Origin of the sequence: Pseudoalteromonas sp. NZS37 (assembly GCF_015864265.1) — a bacterium.
Lineage (GTDB): Bacteria > Pseudomonadota > Gammaproteobacteria > Enterobacterales > Alteromonadaceae > Pseudoalteromonas > Pseudoalteromonas arctica.
Map to the genome: position 1 here is coordinate 264,940 of NZ_JADYXL010000005.1, position 15,168 is coordinate 280,107.

Below are 15,168 nucleotides of genomic sequence, written 5' to 3' on the forward strand. Positions count from 1 at the left end.
AAATCTAGTTCTTCTTAATAATAGTTAATAGTGTGTCTTCACCCGCATTTACATGCGAATGCGAGTAATGAAATGTGCCAAGGTTATGGCCGTTTAGTAAAATTAAACTAGCAAGCATTGGAGTATCAAGTTCTCGTAAATCAAAATAAGCAAGGCGTTGACCTTTGCATATTTTGCTACCATTGAGTTGCGCAATATGGGTATGCGTAATTGATTGCGAATCAAAAATAGTTAAGTTAATCAAGACTTTTAGACCATTATTAGCTTGTAGAATAAACTCAGTACCTGCATTTTTTACTTGTAATAAAGTTCCATCAAACGGTGCTAAAATTTTATGACTTGTTAGTTGCACCATAATACCAGGGCCCAGAGTGCCAAAACGAAAAAAAGGTTCTGGGTGCTCTTTCAGTTCAATTACTTTACCTGTAAATGGGCTGGTAATATTTATTGCATTAAGAGGCGTTTTATTTTGAGCTAAATAGTCAATTTTTTGAGCTTTCATAAGTTAATTTACCACCACGTTATAACCCTCTTTTTTTAAAGCGGAAATAGCATTTTCTGCAGTGTGTTTTTTTATGAGAATATAATCAGTATCGTAGGTTGAGATTGAAAAGATAGAAATTTTAGCGCGCGCTAATACCCCTGAAATATTAGCCATAATTCCGGTTAACGAAAAGCCAAGTGGACCTACAACCTCTAAAGCTTGCCAGTCGGGTTCGGTATCCAGGCTTTTTACTTCAAAATCGCTTGGGCATACAATTGAAAGTTCATCATGGGTTTTAGAAATAAAAAACAAAGATTGCTTTAAAAGTGCCGCAGGTATGTCGGCATCTACATCTAAACTGTGTATAGATAAAATGGTGCTGTGTAATTGTAATGTTTGTTTTGACATTAAAAGCCTGCGAACAGCAATATTGATAGCTTTATAGTATAGATTATTGGCTTTAAATTAAAGGTGTAACAACGACTAACTCAGCAGTAAATAAGTAGATAAAAGAAGGGAGTAAAAACTTACCCACAATTTCTGTGGATAAGTATGGGGGTTGCAGGGTATAAATAACCTAACTAGTTAATTATTAAATAAATAATAGCTAGGCTATAAAAAGCACACGTTACGTTTAATGAGTAATTAGCGCTTCTGTTTGAGCTGCCTGAATGGCAGTTAAGGCGATTGTATACACAATATCATCAACTAATGCACCACGGCTTAAATCGTTTACAGGTTTACGCATACCTTGCAGCATAGGGCCAATACTTATCAAGTCGGCACTACGTTGTACTGCTTTATACGTGGTATTACCCGTATTTAAATCTGGGAATATAAATACGGTCGCTTTACCGGCTACAGGGCTGTTAGGTGCTTTTTTAAGTGCTACGTTTTCCATTATAGCGGCATCGTATTGTAGTGGGCCGTCGATAATTAGATCAGGACGTTTTTGTTTTGCAATTTTTGTGGCTTCACGTACTTTTTCAACATCGGCACCTGTACCAGAAGTGCCCGTGCTGTAGCTGATCATGGCAACACGCGGCTCTATGCCAAATGCAGCTGCAGAGTCGGCAGATTGAATCGCTATGTCTGCAAGTTGTTCAGCATTAGGGTCTGGGTTAATCGCACAGTCACCGTAAACTAACACTTGGTCAGGCAGTAGCATAAAAAATACAGATGATACTAGTGATGACCCTGGTGCTGTTTTAATCAATTGCAGTGGTGGGCGAATTGTATTTGCCGTAGTGTTTACTGCACCCGATACTAAACCGTCTACTTTACCTTGCTCAAGCATCATTGTACCCAGTACGACGTTATCTTGTAGTTGCTCTTGTGCTACTACGGCAGTTAGGCCTTTGCTTTTACGAATTTCGACCATAGGCGCAATATAATCATTAATAATGCTTTGAGGCTCGATAATACTTACATGTTCGTTTAGCTCAATACCTTGCTGCTGTGCAATACGCATTATTTCTTCGCGATCGCCTAGTAATATAGTTTTAGCAATTCCGCGTTGACCACAAATAGCAGCCGCTTTAATTGTACGAGGTTCATTACCTTCTGGTAGAACCACGGTTTTACCTGCTTTACGCGCTTTAGTGGTAAGTAAGTAACGAAATGCGGGTGGTGATAACTTACGAGTTTTACCCACACTTTTAGCTAGAGTATCTAGCCAGCTTGAATTGATATGCTCTGCGTTGTGATCTTTTACTTTTTCGATACGTTGGTCATCATCATTTGGTACTTCCATATTAAAGTTATGCAGTAGTAATGATGTACGCCACGTGTCTGCATCGGTTGCGAGTATTGGTAAGCCGGTTTGCATGGCTTGCTCACACAAGGCCATAATACGTGGCTCTGGCTCAAAACCACCGGTGAGTAATATAGCGCCAAGTTTAGTGCCGTTCATAGCAGATAAGCACGCAGCAACAAGTATGTCAGAGCGATCGCCCGGTGTTACTAATAAAGCGCCTGGCGTAAAATAATTTAAAATATTTGAAACCGTACGAGCACAAAAAGTAATACGGCGCAGACGACGATGAAGCATATCGCCTTCGTTAATAATCGTGGCTTTTAAGTATGCGCTTAAGTCTTTTACGCGCGGCGCTACTAAGTCAAAATCCCACGGGATTGCACCAAGTAACATAAACGGATTTTTTTTAAAAATAGGTAGGGATGCTAAACGATTTAACTCGTTTTCAAGCTCTTCAGGTTTATAGGCATCGACTAAATCGGCGCGTGCACGACCTTCTTCATCAAGTGGCGCATTTACTTTATTAAAAATACAGCCCAGTACGCGAGGGTGATCGATACCACCATAGTTACCTGCTGCAATTTCAAGGCGGTCTTCTATTTGAGTAATGGTGTAATTACCTGGGGTAAGTACAAATACAATTTCGGCGCCGAGTGTTTGCGCAATTTCGCGGTTTACACGCCCAGCATAAGGTTGACGACGAGTAGGTACCATACCTTCAATAATAGCGACTTCGTCGTCGTTTATTTTACTTTCAAAGCGTTCAACAATTTCCTCTAGTAGGTCATCACCTTTACCGTCGCCAATCATTTGCTCAGCATAATCAAGTGCAAAAGGCATTGGTGGGTTAATAGGTGAGCCTTGAGTGACTATTTGCGTTGATTTTTCAGGGCCTGTTTCACCTGAACGTGGCTGAGCTATTGGTTTAAAAAAGTTAACTTTAACTGTTTTTTGTTCAAGTGCACGCACTAAACCAACTGATACCGACGTTAAACCCACACCGGTAGAAACAGGAATTAACATAATACGACGTGCCATATTAAAGCTCCTTTACAATATTTGCAGCATCAAGGGCAATAACCCATTCTTCATTAGTTGGCATTACTACTGCTTTGACGTGTGAATTTTTACAGCTAATAACGCCTTCTTGACCAAAGCGCGCATTGAGGTTGGCTTGCGGATTACAATTAATGCCTAAAAAGGCAAGTTGTGTAATTACTTTTTCACGAATAATATCTGAGTTTTCACCAATACCACCAGTAAATATAACAGCATCAAGGCGCTGTAATGGCACCATATACGCCGCGATTTGTTTTGAAAGTCGGTAGCAAAACATTTCAATTGCGAGTATCGCTTTTTTATTCCCGGCCAAAGCGGCTTCTTCAATGGTACGGCAATCGTTAGAAAGCTCGCTAATACCTAACAAGCCACTTTTTTGATTTAGTAGGTTATCAATTTGCTGGGCTGTGTAATCAAGTTGAGTGGTTAAAAAGTTAAATAAACCAGGGTCAATATCGCCGCTACGTGTGCCCATTATCAGCCCCTCTAGAGGCGTTAGTCCCATGCTGGTATCAACACTCTTACCATTTTTAATAGCGCATACAGAACAGCCGTTACCTAAGTGGGCACTAATAAAATTGCTTTGCTCGATAGGTTGCTTTAGCAGCTTTGCTGTTTGCCCTGCAACATAAAAATGACTTGTGCCGTGAAAACCATAACGCCTAACACCAAACTCGGTGTACAACTTATATGGAAGAGCGTAAAGAAAGGCAACTTCATTCATAGTTTGGTGGAATGCAGTATCAAACACCGCGACTTGTGGCAAACCTTCAAACGATGCCTGCGCCGATGAAATACCTAGTAAATTAGCGTGCCCATGAAGCGGCGCAAGCGTTGCAGACTGTGTAATGCCTGCAATTACTTTTTCGTCAATCAATACCGATTGCGTAAAGTGCTCGCCGCCATGTACAACACGATGGCCCACTGCGATAAGTTGCTCGTCTAAGTTGTGATCTTTTATTAAGCTTACAAGCGTATTTATAGCCTCAGCATGTGCTTGATTAGCCGCTAAGTCGATAACTGTTTTAGTACCATTAAATTTGTATTTAATAGAGGGCGATTTGTCGCCTAAGCGTTCAGCAAGACCTGAAATGATTTCGTGACCATCGTTCGCATCAATAATGGCAAACTTTAAGCTAGAGCTACCACAATTTAAAACTAAAACGTGTTGTGATTCAGGAGGGGTTGTTGGCATAGATTCAATTTCCATAAACAAATTTAGTAAGTAAACGTTAATACGTAATCGTTACACTTACGGTATTAAATAAAGCTAAAACAATTGAATGTTCAATTGCAAAGTGGTTAACGCAATGTTAATTACTTTACCTTAATTAAGATGTTTAAGTTAGGATTGTTCGCCATTAAAAGGTAAATTTAAGCTGTTTTACTGAGAAAGTGTAACTCTTTCATTTTGTGTTACACTTTGAGTATAGCTCGTTTTTCCATTGTATTTAAAAGCAGTATCTGTGAGGAGTCATGATGCAAAAAAGTGTGATGTCACAATTACAAACTGGCCGTTTGTATGGTAAAAAATGGCCAATGCGCAAAGAGCTTGCGCCTTTGTTTTTAGAGTTTAGAGTAATTAGAGCGACTGAGCTTGCCATTACAGTAATGCCAATCTTAGCCATGCTAACATTGTTTTTTCAGCTAAATTACTTGGGTTCTGATTTTTTACCGCAAGCCATTGCAAGTGCATTATTTTTTATATCTTTACCATTACAAGGCCTATTTTGGTTGGGTAAGCGGGCGCAAACGCCTTTAGAGCCTGCGATGCAAAAATGGTATAACGAGCTGTACACTAAAATGGCAGCTAATGGATATCAAACGCAGTTAAGTGAAAACAAGCCCCGTTATATGGAGCTTGCCAATTTACTTAAAGATATGTTTGATAAAATGGACAGGGCGTTTACTAAAGAGCAGTTTTAGAGAGTTACATCATTATCTATTTTGGTAAACTGAGTAATATAAAATGATAAGGTGACAGTGTGTTCACCTTTTTCTTCGAGTGCTGTCCAGTGCTCGGGTCTAAATTTCCATGCAAATGGCGTCATCATTATTAAGTTTTTAATATCAGTAAAGCTAAGCGCTACATGCTCTGTTAAAAGGATCTGCTCTGATTTTTGAAACCCTTTTGGAGTGGCTATTTCAGTATGTTCGTTTACTTCTGAATATATATACGATTTTAGCTCTTTTAAATGACAAGGTCCTGGGCTTGCAACCACTAATGTTGCGTTTTGATTTGCTAGGCGTTCAAGCTCTTGCTCAAATAAAGGTGCAAATACGCTAACAAGTACATCAGCAAATTGGCTTTTAAAGGGGGCTTGGCTGATTGATGCCACACTAAAATGGCAATTAGGGTAGCGCTTTGCTGCATATTTAACCGCTGATTTTGAAATGTCGACACCGTATACAACAGCATTTGTTTTATTCGCGATTGCTTGGGTATAAAACCCTTCACCGCATCCTAAATCAATAATAGTATTCGCACTTATTCGACCGACTAAATCGCTAAGATTTTGTTGTAAAAAGCGGTAGTATCCACGCTCTAAAAATGCACGTCTGGCTTGTACCATTTCAAGTGAATCACCCGGTTGTTTTGAATTTTTCTGTTGCACAGGCAATAAATTAACATAGCCTTCTTTAGCAAAATCAAAGCTGTGGTTGTTAGCACAACGAAGTGTTGAATCAGTTTTCAAAAGTGCTAGGTTACAAAGCGGGCATTGATATTCAAGACTCATGAGCCTAGGTAGTCCTTATCGTAAAAAGTTTTTACCCAATGCGGGCGATAGGTGATCATAATTGTTATAGCCATGCCGTTGAGCATTGCTTCAGGAAACCAAATTATGGCACTTAAATAAACGTAGTTATCTGCAAGTTCTTGCCAATTGTATTGCCCTATAGCTAAGTAAAATAAAGCACCTAGGCCTATTTTTATACAGGCTATAAATCCTGCGGTTATAAACGCACAAACAAATATATAAACAAAAAAATGACGAGGTAAATATTGGTAACTAATTATAAAGCCAAGATAGCTCAATAAAATAGGAATAAACGCACCAATAAGCAGTTGTACTGGTAACAGCTCAAGTTCAATTTGACCAAAGGCAGCGAGTAGGGCTGTGGCAAGTAGGCTACTTAAAATAGTCAACCGCCAGCCTAAAATTAATGTAGCAGCCGTAACACCTAGGATGTGTAAATCAAGGCCAGTTAAAATGCCAGCCTTTATTCGCCAAAGCACTGCAAACACTAACGCACACGCAAGTACGCCAGTTTGACGGACTGGCGTATTAAGCAATGTTTTATATGTTTTTTTATCAAAGCTTAATAGAACAATAATAATTACAAGAGCCCAAAGTAGCCCCTGCATTGTTAGGCTGAGCATAATAATTACTTAAATGTTGACCATATAGGGGCATGATCTGACGGTTTTTCAATACCGCGAAGTTCGTAATCAATACCTGTATCTATGCAGCGTGCTGCAAGCTCATTGGTTGCAAGCACTACATCTATACGAAGTCCTCGATTATCTACAAACCCTTTAGAGCGATAGTCAAACCATGAGTATTGATCGTCTGTTTCGGGGTTTTGCTCTCTAAAGGTGTCTTTAAAACCCCAATTGAGTAATGTTGCAAGCCATTCACGCTCTACCGGTTGGAAAGAACATTTACCCGTTTTTAACCAACGTTTAGCATTTACTTCGCCAATACCAATATCTAAATCGGTAGGTGATATGTTGATATCACCCATAACGATGACGTCTTGATCGGGTGTGTGATTGGTTTCAAGGTGTATCATTAAATCTTTATAAAATTGACGTTTATAAGGGAATTTAGTTTCGTGATTAATATTATCACCTTGTGGGAAATAGCCATTCATGACAGTAAGGTCGCGACCGTTTTCTTGTTCAACAGTGACGCTTATCATGCGTTTTTGCGATTCATCTGTATCGGTGTCAAAACCTTTTAAGACCGATTTAGGCTCTTTTTTGCATAACATAGCTACGCCATAATGCGCTTTTTGACCATGAAAGTAGACGTGATATCCCATTTTTTGTACATCTTCTAATGGGAATGCTTCGTCGTGAACTTTAATCTCTTGCAAGCCAATAACGTCTGGTTGATGTTTGTCGATAATTGCTTGTAATTGGTGAAGACGAGCACGCAGACCATTGATATTGAAAGAAATCACTTTCATAAAATTTACCTTAAAATTGGTTCTATTTAATAGATTAAATTGTATCAGTAAATACGCGTACATAACATGACTGAATTGAGATAATAGCTGCGCAAATGTTGATCAAATGATGGGTAAAGTTTAAACATTGTGAATACAATATTAATTATTTAAATAAATAAAAAATTCAATTGAACTTAACTTTATTGAATATATAATGCGCGAAATTCACTTGTTTAGCTCGTTCAAATAGGAACTCTCATGAAAACTCAACTACTTTTAGCCACTGCTTTACTAGCATCTGCAACTGCGTCAGCTCAAAGCAATACTTACTTTAGCCAAGATAACAAAATTGAGTCTAAGTTATGTGTACTAAGTGCAAACGAAGGCTTTAGCGTTGCTCGTAAAGAAGCTGCCCAGCACGGTGTTTACCTATCTCGTTTTTCTAAAAGCATTTTATGTAATGGTGAAGATATTCGTGATATTGCTAAAAAAACGACATTAAGCAACGCATCAGTTGAGAAAGTAGAAGTATTTGCAAAAGACGCTCAACAAGAAACTCAATTATGTATGACGGCTTTAAAACAAGGTTTAGCACCTGTTCGTCAAAAAATTGGTAACCTAAACTCATTAAAATGTAATGGTCAAAACGTTACTGAGTTTGTTAAGCGCTACCAAAACGCAGCAATCTAATTATTAGCTTAACTATATAAGTAAATTTGAAATGCCTGGTTTCTACCGGGTATTTTTTTGCAAAAATTACAAGGTTGTTTGCAAAGCTTGCAAGCTTAACTTATTGAAACTGTTTAATAAATATACCGGTCGAGGTTAAGTTATTGATTATTATAAGTTAACTATTATTGGCATTGGATTTGTATTAGTTAAAGTGACATTTAATTAATTACGAAGGATACGTCTTATGAAAAAGTTAACATTAGCAGCCACTATTTTAGCATCATTAAGCCTAGCGGCTTGTTCATCTAATCAAGGTCTTGAAAGAATAGACAGTGACTTTGCAAGTTTAGATAATGATAGCGATGGCTACATCTCAAAAGTTGAAGCTGATGACGATAGCATTTGGGGCCATTTTTCAAATATTGATACCAATATGGATAACGAAATTAGCCGCAAAGAATTTAACACTTATATGAAGCTTAATAATGGCAAAGTAGCCACTGATTCTGAAGTAAGTGAGTCGGCATTTAAAGCTGAAATTGCTAAATTCGATAAAATTGAAAGCAGCTTTGCAAGTCTAGATAACGACAGCAATGGCTATATCTCGGTAGTTGAAGGTAACGATGATGATATTTCAAATCATTTTGGTTACATGGATAAAAACCAAGATAAGCGCATCAGTAAAAGCGAGTTTATGGGTTACATTAAAAAATACGGTAACGCAGTAGCTGAAGATGATGCATTAGAAGCTTTTAAAAGTAACTAATAGTTACCATTTTAATAAGTAAGATTAAAGCCAGTGCTAGTCACTGGCTTTTTTGTGTTTTAAATTTAGTTATTTGATAGATATATTTTCCTAGTTTGGTGTTGTTCTGTCATAATAGATGGCTGTGTATTTTTATTTGTTAAGAGTGTGTATGGCGGGTCGGCGAATTAGTGATGAACAACTAGTTGAGATCATTGAAGCAGCTATTTTTGTTGCAGATAAGCCTGTTAGTAAACGCCACCTTAAAGACATCGTATTAATAGATTTAGCTATTTCTATGACGCGAATAAATGACGCAATAGATACAATACAAGAACATTTTCAAACTCGTGGTATTCGCTTAGTTGAAGTGGGTAGTGGGTATCGGTTTCAGGCATGCAGTAGTTTAAGCCCTTGGTTAAATAACTTGTGGCAAGAACGCGCACCAAAATACTCGCGTGCTTTACTGGAAACATTATCACTTATTGCATACAGGCAGCCCATTACACGCGGCGAAATTGAGCAAGTAAGAGGTGTTACTACGGGTTCGAATATTATTAAAACCTTACTCGAAAGAGAGTGGGTTAAAGTGGTAGGGCATAAAGAGGTTCCGGGAAAGCCGGCTTTATATGCAACTACTAAGCAATTTTTAGATTATTTTTCGTTAACTGGACTTGAAAATTTACCTGCGTTGCCAACAGAGCAGGAAAGTAAAATTAACCAGTTATTGAGCGATCCTTCTGTGAGAGAACCATCCGAATGAGTATTATACAAGGTGAAAAGTTACAAAAAGTCTTAGCCCGTGCAGGCGTAGGCTCACGCCGTGAAATGGAAAAATACATTGACGCAAACCGCGTTAGTGTAAACGGTAAAGTGGCAAAGTTAGGTGACCGTGTTGAAGAAACCGATTTGATTCGTGTTGACGGACACAGTGTAAAAATCGAAGAAAAAGCAGACCGAATCTGTCGTGTGATTATGTATAACAAACCAGAAGGTGAGTTAAGCACACGTAAAGATCCTGAAGGGCGTCGTACTGTATTTGACCGACTTCCTCGTATTGATGGCGATCGCTGGATTGCGGTTGGTCGATTAGACGTTAATACATCGGGTTTAATGCTTTTTACAAACGATGGTGAACTGGCAAACCGTTTAATGCACCCAAGCTATGAAGTAGAGCGTGAATACTCTGCACGTGTATTTGGTGAAGTAACCAACGAGACGGTTAAAAACTTACTACGTGGTGTTGAACTTGAAGATGGTCCAGCCAAATTCACGACTGTAACCCCTATGGGTGGCGAAGGCGTTAACCGTTGGTTTAACGTAACGTTAAATGAAGGGCGTAACCGTGAAGTTCGTCGTTTATGGCAGTCTCAAGATGCGGAAGTATCTCGTCTTATTCGTATTCGTTACGGTAAATTAGAGCTTGATAAGCGCGTGCCACAAGGTGGTTGGATGGAGTATGATTTAGAAACAGTAAACTACTTGCGTAAAACCGTTAAATTAGGCCGCGAAACACAAACTAAGCTTTCTGTTATGCCTGAAAAACGCAAAGATAAACGCGCCAAAATCAACCAAATTCGTAAAGCAGTTAAAAAACACAATCAGCGTGTTAAGCCGACTAAACGTAAATAATCAATTAATTATTTATTGAACACAAAAAAGCCGCTAATTGCGGCTTTTTTAATGTGCTGTTTAAATTATTTAAACTCTAAATTACTTTTTTACTTGAGCATCTAACGATTCGCCATTCACTTCACTAGAATCGTCACTCATTAGATATAAATATGTAGGCATTAAATCCTCTGGTGTAGCAAGTGCGTCTCTATCTTCACCTGGATATGCAGCAGCTCGCATTGAAGTGCGAGTAGCGCCTGGGTTAATACAGTTTACACGAATATTCGTTTTACCTACTTCACATGCCCATGTTTGCATCATACCTTCTACTGCAAATTTTGAGATGGCATAAGGCCCCCAAAATTCACGACCTTTGCGGCCTACACCTGATGACGTAAATACTATCGATGCATTATCAGACTTACGAAGAACAGGAAAAAGTGCTTTAGTGATCATTGCTTGTGCAGTCACGTTTACTTTCATTATGTTTTCGAACGTAGATGAGCAAAAATGTTCAAGCGGACCGAGTGACCCTAAAATACCTGCATTATTAAGCAACCCGTCAAGGCGTCCAAACTGATATTCGATTGTTGCAGCAAGGTCACGGTAGTTTTGCTTCGTTGCGCCTTTTAAATCCATAGGGACTATTGCAGGTTTAGGGTAGCCAGCATTAACAATTTCATCGTAAACACATTCAAGTTTATTAGTTGTTTTTCCTAACAAGATAACTGTAGCGCCGAATTTTGCATACGTAATTGCTGCAACTCGGCCAATACCATCACCGGCGCCTGTTATTAAAATAACTTTATCTTTAAGTGCGTTTTCAGCTGCTTGATATGTGTGCATAAAAGTACCAATTCATATAATTTTTTTGATTTTAACATAGCGAAACGTGAAGTAATCGAATTTATTGTAAAATTAGGTGGCGAAAATAGAAACTTTACGTTAAGTTTAACTGGTCTAATGTCTCATTAATAACCTGATTACATTGTTTTAACTTAATACACTGATTAAACACACTATAAAAATAAAATACGTGCGGAGCCAACAATATGAAAAAAATGCTACTTTCACTCTCGGTTACAGCTGCTTTAGCAGGTTGTGGCGGTGGAGAAACGTTAACAGATGTCAAAAACGACACAGCACCAGTTATCCCAACAGCAACAGTTACATTTGATCCAGCAGCAGGTATCTTATCGGTACCTAATGATTTATTAATGAGTGGAACTCAAGACGGTACACTTAATATTCCTGGTGAATTAGATGACAACAATGTGTCTATTTCGCGCGCAGCTTATGCAAACCCTCAACTTGCACTAGGTGCACTTGATGGTTGGTCTTCGCAGGTTCCTTATAAAATCGATTTAACATTCCCACCAAATGTGAGTTTAGATGAAGCGTCTGCTGGGACCCCTGGTACAGTAAGAATTTTTGAAGTTGTAATGGGTGCAAGTTTAACTGATGCAGAATGTTCAGTTGTAGCTGCCGGTACTGCTTGTAAATTGGTCGGTGAGCTTACTTTTGGTGTTGACTTTGTTACTCAAGCTTCAGGTGATGGCGTTGCAATTATTCCTTTAAAACCATTTACCGCAGGTAGCTCATACATCAATGTATTAACTACTGGTCTTAAAGATTCAATAGGGCGCTCTATTGAGCCTTCTTCTACTTATGGGCTGGTTAAACAAGAAGCGCCATTAATTACAGAAGCTCAACTTGGTTTGCAGGGTGCTGTTAACAGTTACGAAAATGTAGTTGTAAGTTCAGGAGATATCGCAAAAGAAGATATTATTTTTTCTAGTGCGATGACTATTCAATCAGCAGGCCCTGTACTTGGGACAATTAAAAAGTTACTAGCTGCAAGCTTGCAACAGCCTGCGTTACCAACTCCTGCGCTTCAAGTTCCTGAACAGCCTATGGTAAATGTACAACAAGTATTTGCTTCTCAGGGTGTAGAAGTCTCTGCTGCTTTCTCTGGTGTGCAATATCAAAAAGGTAGCATTATGTTACCGATGTATTTAGGTACGCCAACGGGTACTGATATTAGTGATTTAAGTGATACATATTGGCAAGGTATGTGTGATAACGCGGTGGCAATAATTGGTTATAAGGCCGTTGCAGGCGATGCATTTCCGACAAATCCTATTAGTGAAAATGATGGTTTATGTTCTGCATTAAGTGACGGACAATTACGTGACTTAGGACTAGACAGCACACGTCATTTAACAAAATACAACTCAATTCCAAAAGTACAAAGCATGGCAAATGTGCCAGTGCAAGTTACTAAACCTATTTTACCGATAATTAATGGTGTCCGTGCACAGTTACAATTAGATCCTATCGCAATGCCTGAAGGTGGATGGCCTGTTGTGATTATGCAGCACGGTATTACAACACAAAAAGAAAGTATGCTTGCTTTAACTGCGCAGCTTTCTATTCAAGGCTTTGCAACGGTTGCTATTGACCATCCAAGACATGGTGAGCGCGGAATAGATGTTGATGGTGATGGAACAGACGACTTTAATGCAACAACGGGTTCTGTGCTTAGTTACATGAACTTAAGTTCATTACTTGTTGCACGTGATAGCTTACGCCAATCGGCTGCTGATTTATTAGGCCTTCGTTTAGGCTTAAACTTTATTAACGATACAACTATTAATAGTAAAGACGTTACCTACATTGGGCATTCGCTAGGTTCTATTGTTGCTCCAGCATTTATTGCTCAAGCTAATACGCCAATGGCAGAAACGCTTGATCCGCTATTTAATGTAAACACGGTAGCGCTTGCAAGTGGTGGTGGCGGTATAGCAAGCTTCTTACTTGAATCTGCTGCGTTTGGTCCATTTATTCAAGGTTCAGTACTTTCACAAGCGGGTACAACAGAAGCTGATGAATTTACTGCATATTTACAAGGAGATGCAGTTTCTAACTGTGGCTCATTAATACCAGACATGGAAGCTTACTTGACGTGTGGCTACAACGAATATATTGCATCACTTACCACTGCGGGTGAAACGACTAAACTTACTAACATTCAAGGTGTATTTACACAGTTTGCTTTTGCGGCGCAAACAGCGCTAGATAGTGGCGACCCAACTAACTACGCAGCCACTGTGAAAGCATTAGGTACTCCTGTTTATACTAATGTTGTTGTGGGTGATGGTGTTGATAACAAGCCTGACCAAGTGATACCACCAATGGCAGCTAATAATCCTATTTCTGGCACAATTCCATTAGCTAACTTGATGGGTCTTGAGACAGTAAGTTCTTCGCAAGCATTGAGTGAAACACCAGCAAGCTACTTAGTTAAATTTACTAAAGGGCATCATGGTTCTATATTAACACCAGCTCAAGATGCTGCACAGGCTGCAACTGTTGAAGGCAGTGCTGCCGCTAATGCAGAAATGCAGTTGCAAGTAGCTACTTACTTAGCTGCTCGCGGACGGATGTTATTAGTCTCCAACCCTGAGGTTGTGACTGATTAATAACCAGTAAAATAATTAACCTTTAAAAGCCACTGAAAAGTGGCTTTTTTTTGCTTTAAAGCATGCTAAATTAGCTAAAATTTATAAATGGAGAAACCAGTTGGAATTTTTATACGAATACGGTTTGTTTTTTGCTAAAACAGTTACTTTTGTTATCGCTATAGCAGTTATTTTAATGCTAATAGTTGGCGCTGCAGTTAAGCCAAAGGCCAAAAAAGGTGAAATACAAATTGACGATATATCAGAGCAGCTAGTTGAACTTAAAGAAAGTTTTTTACAAAATACGTTGGGTAAAAAAGAGCTTAAAGCGCATCAAAAACAACTTAAATCAAAGAGTAAAAGAGCAGATAAAGATGAGCCTAAACCTCGTTTATATGTAATTGACTTTGTGGGTAGTATGGACGCTCATGAAGTAGAAAGCTTACGAGAAGAAATAACGGCTATTATCTCTATTGCCGATACAAGTAAAGACAAAGTACTTATTCGTTTAGAAAGTGGTGGCGGTGTTGTACATGGCTACGGACTTGCTGCATCTCAGTTACAGCGTATTAAAAGTGCGGGTATTCCTCTGAGTGTTGCAATTGATAAAGTGGCAGCAAGTGGTGGTTACATGATGGCGTGTGTCGCGGACGAGATACTTGCAGCGCCTTTTGCAATAGTTGGATCTATTGGTGTGATAGCTCAAATACCTAACTTTAATAAAATATTAAAGAAAAATGATGTTGAATTTGAGCAAATAACAGCAGGTGAATTTAAACGCACACTTACTTTATTTGGTGAAAACACAGATAAGGCCCGTGAAAAATTTCGTGAAGAAATTGAACAAACACATGGTTTATTTAAAACGTTTGTAAGCACTCAACGTCCAAGCTTAGATATAAACTTAGTTGCGACAGGTGAGCATTGGTTTGCAACTCAAGCAATTGATAAAGGCTTGGTAGATGTTATAAAAACAAGTGATGATGCATTGCTAGAGCAGCAACATGAGCGCCAAATTTATAAGATTAAATACAAAGTTAAAAAAGGGTTGAGCGATAAGCTAGCTCTTGGCTTGAGTAGTGGTGTAAATAAAGTGGGAATAAACTTACTTTCTAAGTTTAAGTCGTTAAATCCTTAGATTAGAATCTTTTTCAGGATTCAGTTTAATTATTTTTACTCGAAAAAAAAACCTTGATGGATT

The 15,168-nt window shown here is 38.7% G+C and carries 15 protein-coding genes; 7 read left to right on the forward strand and 8 right to left on the reverse strand.

Going from position 1 to position 15,168, the window contains the following annotated elements; translation table 11 throughout:
* Positions 1–4 precede the first annotated feature (4 nt).
* From I6F47_RS11765 to I6F47_RS11780, 4 genes are all read right to left on the reverse strand, one after another.
* On the reverse strand, positions 5–502 hold the full coding sequence (locus I6F47_RS11765) for a PTS glucose transporter subunit IIA (protein WP_007582561.1): 498 nt from the start codon (positions 500–502) through the stop codon (positions 5–7).
* A gap of 3 nt (positions 503–505) precedes the next feature.
* Positions 506–892, reverse strand: a complete 387-nt coding sequence (locus tag I6F47_RS11770; RefSeq protein ID WP_007582563.1) for an ACT domain-containing protein — start codon at positions 890–892, stop codon at positions 506–508.
* Between the two features lie 226 nt (positions 893–1,118).
* The gene (gene pta, locus I6F47_RS11775; RefSeq protein ID WP_165721502.1) at positions 1,119–3,278 is read right to left on the reverse strand and encodes a phosphate acetyltransferase; all 2,160 of its coding nucleotides are present in this window, start codon (positions 3,276–3,278) and stop codon (positions 1,119–1,121) included.
* Between the two features lies 1 nt (position 3,279).
* The gene (locus I6F47_RS11780) at positions 3,280–4,494 is read right to left on the reverse strand and encodes an acetate kinase (protein WP_165721503.1); all 1,215 of its coding nucleotides are present in this window, start codon (positions 4,492–4,494) and stop codon (positions 3,280–3,282) included.
* 284 nt (positions 4,495–4,778) lie between these two features.
* Here I6F47_RS11780 and yfbV point away from each other — a divergent pair, with 284 nt between their 5' ends.
* On the forward strand, positions 4,779–5,225 hold the full coding sequence (gene yfbV / locus I6F47_RS11785; RefSeq protein ID WP_007582569.1) for a terminus macrodomain insulation protein YfbV: 447 nt from the start codon (positions 4,779–4,781) through the stop codon (positions 5,223–5,225).
* On the opposite strand, the gene I6F47_RS11790 is transcribed toward yfbV, so the two are convergent.
* Genes I6F47_RS11790 through xthA form a run of 3 tightly spaced genes read right to left on the reverse strand, consistent with a single transcriptional unit; the run spans position 5,222 to position 7,493 of the window.
* Positions 5,222–6,037, reverse strand: a complete 816-nt coding sequence (locus I6F47_RS11790; RefSeq protein WP_165721504.1) for a putative RNA methyltransferase — start codon at positions 6,035–6,037, stop codon at positions 5,222–5,224. The genes yfbV and I6F47_RS11790 overlap by 4 nt on opposite strands.
* The gene (locus tag I6F47_RS11795; protein WP_165721505.1) at positions 6,034–6,681 is read right to left on the reverse strand and encodes an energy-coupling factor ABC transporter permease; all 648 of its coding nucleotides are present in this window, start codon (positions 6,679–6,681) and stop codon (positions 6,034–6,036) included. Before I6F47_RS11795 ends, I6F47_RS11790 begins: the two co-directional genes overlap by 4 nt.
* 5 nt (positions 6,682–6,686) lie before the next feature.
* A complete protein-coding gene (gene xthA / locus I6F47_RS11800; protein ID WP_165721506.1) occupies positions 6,687–7,493 on the reverse strand; it encodes an exodeoxyribonuclease III in 807 nt (268 codons plus the stop codon).
* A gap of 240 nt (positions 7,494–7,733) precedes the next feature.
* Between xthA and I6F47_RS11805 the strand changes: the two genes are divergently transcribed.
* The 4 genes from I6F47_RS11805 (at position 7,734) to rluB (ending at position 10,524) form a co-directional block, all read left to right on the forward strand.
* Entirely contained in the window at positions 7,734–8,165 is a 432-nt protein-coding gene (locus I6F47_RS11805; protein ID WP_007582577.1) for a hypothetical protein, read from the forward strand.
* Between the two features lie 226 nt (positions 8,166–8,391).
* A complete protein-coding gene (locus tag I6F47_RS11810) occupies positions 8,392–8,913 on the forward strand; it encodes an EF-hand domain-containing protein (RefSeq protein WP_165721507.1) in 522 nt (173 codons plus the stop codon).
* A gap of 151 nt (positions 8,914–9,064) precedes the next feature.
* Complete coding sequence (gene scpB / locus I6F47_RS11815; RefSeq protein ID WP_197183911.1) at positions 9,065–9,655, forward strand: SMC-Scp complex subunit ScpB; 591 nt, start codon at positions 9,065–9,067, stop codon at positions 9,653–9,655.
* Positions 9,652–10,524, forward strand: coding sequence for a 23S rRNA pseudouridine(2605) synthase RluB (gene rluB / locus I6F47_RS11820; protein ID WP_007582584.1), 873 nt, complete (start codon positions 9,652–9,654; stop codon positions 10,522–10,524). The genes scpB and rluB overlap by 4 nt, the downstream gene beginning before the upstream one ends.
* A gap of 81 nt (positions 10,525–10,605) precedes the next feature.
* On the opposite strand, the gene I6F47_RS11825 is transcribed toward rluB, so the two are convergent.
* Positions 10,606–11,352, reverse strand: a complete 747-nt coding sequence (locus tag I6F47_RS11825) for a YciK family oxidoreductase (RefSeq protein ID WP_165721508.1) — start codon at positions 11,350–11,352, stop codon at positions 10,606–10,608.
* Positions 11,353–11,558: 206 nt separating this feature from the next.
* On the opposite strand from I6F47_RS11825, the gene I6F47_RS11830 reads away from it, so the two are divergent.
* Both I6F47_RS11830 and sohB read left to right on the forward strand, forming a co-directional pair.
* Positions 11,559–13,988 (forward strand): VolA/Pla-1 family phospholipase, encoded by a 2,430-nt coding sequence (locus tag I6F47_RS11830; RefSeq protein WP_197183912.1) that lies wholly within the window; start codon positions 11,559–11,561, stop codon positions 13,986–13,988.
* A gap of 100 nt (positions 13,989–14,088) precedes the next feature.
* Positions 14,089–15,105 carry a protease SohB gene (gene sohB, locus I6F47_RS11835; RefSeq protein ID WP_165721510.1) on the forward strand — a complete coding sequence of 339 codons (1,017 nt, stop codon included), beginning with the start codon at positions 14,089–14,091 and terminating at the stop codon, positions 15,103–15,105.
* The last annotated feature ends 63 nt before the right edge of the window (positions 15,106–15,168 follow it).

Bases quoted from the DNA above. Each gene is read 5' to 3' on its own strand.
- I6F47_RS11765 (WP_007582561.1), bottom strand. From the start codon at position 502: ATGAAAGCTCAAAAAATTGACTATTTAGCTCAAAATAAAACGCCTCTT.
- I6F47_RS11770 (WP_007582563.1), bottom strand. From the start codon at position 892: ATGTCAAAACAAACATTACAATTACACAGCACCATTTTATCTATACAC.
- pta (WP_165721502.1), bottom strand. From the start codon at position 3,278: ATGGCACGTCGTATTATGTTAATTCCTGTTTCTACCGGTGTGGGTTTA.
- I6F47_RS11780 (WP_165721503.1), bottom strand. From the start codon at position 4,494: ATGCCAACAACCCCTCCTGAATCACAACACGTTTTAGTTTTAAATTGT.
- yfbV (WP_007582569.1), top strand. From the start codon at position 4,779: ATGCAAAAAAGTGTGATGTCACAATTACAAACTGGCCGTTTGTATGGT.
- I6F47_RS11790 (WP_165721504.1), bottom strand. From the start codon at position 6,037: ATGAGTCTTGAATATCAATGCCCGCTTTGTAACCTAGCACTTTTGAAA.
- I6F47_RS11795 (WP_165721505.1), bottom strand. From the start codon at position 6,681: ATGCTCAGCCTAACAATGCAGGGGCTACTTTGGGCTCTTGTAATTATT.
- xthA (WP_165721506.1), bottom strand. From the start codon at position 7,493: ATGAAAGTGATTTCTTTCAATATCAATGGTCTGCGTGCTCGTCTTCAC.
- I6F47_RS11805 (WP_007582577.1), top strand. From the start codon at position 7,734: ATGAAAACTCAACTACTTTTAGCCACTGCTTTACTAGCATCTGCAACT.
- I6F47_RS11810 (WP_165721507.1), top strand. From the start codon at position 8,392: ATGAAAAAGTTAACATTAGCAGCCACTATTTTAGCATCATTAAGCCTA.
- scpB (WP_197183911.1), top strand. From the start codon at position 9,065: ATGGCGGGTCGGCGAATTAGTGATGAACAACTAGTTGAGATCATTGAA.
- rluB (WP_007582584.1), top strand. From the start codon at position 9,652: ATGAGTATTATACAAGGTGAAAAGTTACAAAAAGTCTTAGCCCGTGCA.
- I6F47_RS11825 (WP_165721508.1), bottom strand. From the start codon at position 11,352: ATGCACACATATCAAGCAGCTGAAAACGCACTTAAAGATAAAGTTATT.
- I6F47_RS11830 (WP_197183912.1), top strand. From the start codon at position 11,559: ATGAAAAAAATGCTACTTTCACTCTCGGTTACAGCTGCTTTAGCAGGT.